At 46.8% G+C, this 3,073-nt stretch carries 1 protein-coding gene and 2 pseudogenes; 1 reads left to right on the plus strand and 2 read right to left on the minus strand.

Features of this window, described 5'->3' with window-relative positions; translation table 11 throughout:
* Positions 1-135: 135 nt before the first annotated feature.
* Together LC653_RS45395 and LC653_RS45400 are read right to left on the minus strand one after the other, a co-directional pair.
* Positions 136-1,455: pseudogene (locus tag LC653_RS45395) on the minus strand (AAA family ATPase); the annotation flags it as partial.
* Positions 1,401-2,723: a hypothetical protein gene (locus tag LC653_RS45400; RefSeq protein ID WP_229501777.1), complete on the minus strand. Its 1,323-nt coding sequence runs from the start codon at positions 2,721-2,723 to the stop codon at positions 1,401-1,403. The gene LC653_RS45400 and the pseudogene LC653_RS45395, both read right to left, overlap by 55 nt.
* A gap of 85 nt (positions 2,724-2,808) precedes the next feature.
* Here LC653_RS45400 and LC653_RS45405 point away from each other — a divergent pair.
* A pseudogene (locus LC653_RS45405) lies at positions 2,809-3,073 on the plus strand (RNA-guided endonuclease TnpB family protein); the annotation flags it as partial.

Below are 3,073 nucleotides of genomic sequence, written 5' to 3' on the forward strand. Positions count from 1 at the left end.
CTAAAGAACCAGAGAAGCTTATTGCTGCTGTCGAGTTAGCTTTAGAGTCAAACCCCTCACCCAGTGAATCAGATTTCGCCGCTGCTGCTTTAAAAGTGGTTCCCCCGGTTGCACGGAAAAAGCCATCCATCCAGGATCGCCTTCTTGTAATAAATTCCCGCCCCTGGTAATCTCTACTTTGTCGGGACTGGGTGGATTAATCAACTGCTGCAATACGGTATTGAGGTTACGAGTGCCAATCAAACCGCGCAACATGGGGCAAAGGACTTGCACATCAGTAGCCAGATTAAAGCCTAAGCGAGGAATAAAGTCTGTGATGAGTTCGCAGATTGCTTGTACACCATGTTCAGGCTGATATCCGCCGCCATGCCATAAGCAGTCAGACACGGGATTATCAGAAATTGGCTCGATTGTAGGGTACAGTCCCTGATTAATTTGGTGAGCAGCGGTGATAATTGCACTCTGTTGGGCTTGGCGGAATACTTGGGTCAAGCGCACTACAGGTACACGACCAGAATTAATCAGGTCAGCGATAATTTGACCGGGGCCAACTGAAGGTAACTGGTCGATATCTCCGACTAATAATAATTGCGACCCATCAGCGTAGGCGAAGCCCGTCGTAGACATCGCTTTAACCAAAGAATACGCCAGAAACAAGTCAAGCATACTGGCTTCATCAGCAATAATTGCACTGTGGGGTAAAGGATTTTCGCTGTCGCACTTAAAGCCCATTGTCTTGGGGTCGAATTCAAGCAAGCGGTGTATGGTTTTTGCTTCAAGCCCAGTCATTTCACCCAGACGTTGAGCAGCCCGTCCAGTGGGGGCAGCTAGGGCGATAGATTTGCCCATTGCTTTCCACAGAGAGACTATGGTGTGGGTAGTGAAAGTTTTCCCGCAACCAGGTCCACCAGTTAAAATCAGGATTTTGGAATAGGCAGCCATCTCAACAGCTTGGCGTTGCTGTGGTGAAAGCTGGATTTTGCGGCTTTTGGTAAAGCGATCAATCCAGTCACGGACACGAGGCATATCCTGTTTAACTGGTTGGTTTAATCGCTGTTGTATTAATTGAGCAAGGTTCTGTTCAGTATGAAAGTAAGTCGGTTTGTAACATAGCAGCGTTTGGTCTTCACTTTTCTCGCGGATTAAGTCATTGGCTAGTGCCATATCTTTAATGATGTCAGCGATCGCGCTTTCTTTAGGTTCATGGGATTCTGTAGTCAGCAGTTTGATGACTTGCTCAACTAGTTCTGGTTGGGGTAAGTAGCAATGCCCATCAGCGGCGGCTTCACCCAGAGCATGAATGAGTCCCGCACGGTAACGAAATTCACTATCAGATGGGACTCCCAAATTCCGAGCAATCTTGTCAGCTGTTAGGAAACCGATACCGTAGATATCTTCGGCTAACTGGTAGGGGTTGCTGGTAACTGTGGCGATCGCCTCATCCTTGTATTGCTTGTTGCGATAATTAACTCTGTCTCTTGGTTAGTTAATTCCGCCCAGTAGTCCTGTTTGATTACCTCATACTCTTGGGCAACATCCCAAAACTCCTGCCAGCTACACCCCGGTTTAGCTAGCACTGCCCTAATGTCACTAACAGCTTGGGGCAGCATTTGCAGTTGTTCGGCTCGATATGCGATCGCAGATGGTGTAGGTTCACTCCCCAGAATTATCGCAGCAGCTTCGAGCGCTTGGGTATTGTTCATAGCACTGGCGAGATTCTTCAACGCCATACCCATCAGTCGGAGACATTCCTGGGCATTTTCTTTGGGTGGTTCTTGTGCCAGCGATCGCAAATCAATAGTTTTCTCCAGAGCAAGTTTTACCTGCTTGTTCAACGCTTTGGTCGCTTGCTGGATCATGGTATTTCCCCATTGTTGCGAGGGACGTTCTTCTACGGCGCGTTCCAAATCTTGAATACGCTGCCTAAGCTGTTGGTTTTCAATCTCCAACTGCCGTAGTGATTCCATGTCATCTAAACGTAGCTGCAACTGAATATTTTGCTCTTTCTGCTGTCTGTACAGGTTTTGCAAGGATGAGATTTGCTCACTTACTTGTTCTTCGGCTCTGGCTGTGGCTTCTGACTGTAGTCCAATCCTCAATTCCTGCTGTAAGCGCTCTAACTCTTGCTGGTGTTGCTCTTTGAGTGCTGCGATCGCTTCCGTATATTCTGCGGGGTAAGTGCGCTCTCTGGGGAATGGGACACTAGCGGCATCTAAATCAGCATTGTTGATCAGCAGCCTCTCGCCATCAGCAAAGGTGACAATCTGCTGCCAGTGATTCGGTGCATCTGCTTTAATGGTTCCCTCTTCTCCATATCTTGGATGGGACTGTTGTGAAACTGTGACAATAGCTTTTTGAGGAACCACTGGTTCTTGAATTTTGGGAACCATTGGTTCTTGAATAGATTGCTTTTTGCGTGGAAGTTGAGGAACCACAATATTTGCAGCAGCAGCAAAGTCTGATTCACCAGGGGAGGGGTTTTCTTCCAGAGCGATCGCTACAGCTTGTTTTAGTTTATCTGGTTGCTTGACTAAACGAAGTAACGGACGAGCCTGACGCTCATTTTTGATGTGTCCCCCCAACTCGCCAACTGCGTCTATGACCTTTTTGGCTCCTAGCAGTTGGTTGATTCGTCGGTATTCACCCCAGGCGTATAACTCACGCTGGCAGTATTCTTCAAAGTTTTTATATCCAGCTTGTAGGTAAAGCTGCTGTTCCCTCATCAGTAGGATTTCATCTACCGCGAAGCACTCGAATCTGTCGATGGCAGTGAAGGTTTCCTGGATGCTGGTGTTGACAACACCGTAATCGAGTGCAGAATCTGGTCAAAAAATTAAACGCATGGGTGTTCAAAAATATGTTGGACGAATTAAAGAATCTAAGCGGATTGTTCGACGACATAGTAGTTTTTATATTGAGGCAATCGTATTGCACCATGCTGTGAAGTTAGCACTCTTGCTAGTTCAGTCTAACGACTTGATCGCCTACGAAGATTTGAGGATTAAAAATATGGTGAAAAATCATTGTTTAGCCAAATCCATTAATGATGCATCCTGGCATCAGTTCCGTGTCT

Origin of the sequence: Nostoc mirabile CHAB5784, from assembly GCF_020829645.1 — a bacterium.
GTDB lineage: Bacteria > Cyanobacteriota > Cyanobacteriia > Cyanobacteriales > Nostocaceae > Nostoc > Nostoc mirabile.

Excerpts from the sequence above, each read along its gene's own strand:
- LC653_RS45400 (WP_229501777.1), bottom strand. The coding sequence starts at position 2,723 with ATGAGGGAACAGCAGCTTTACCTACAAGCTGGATATAAAAACTTTGAA.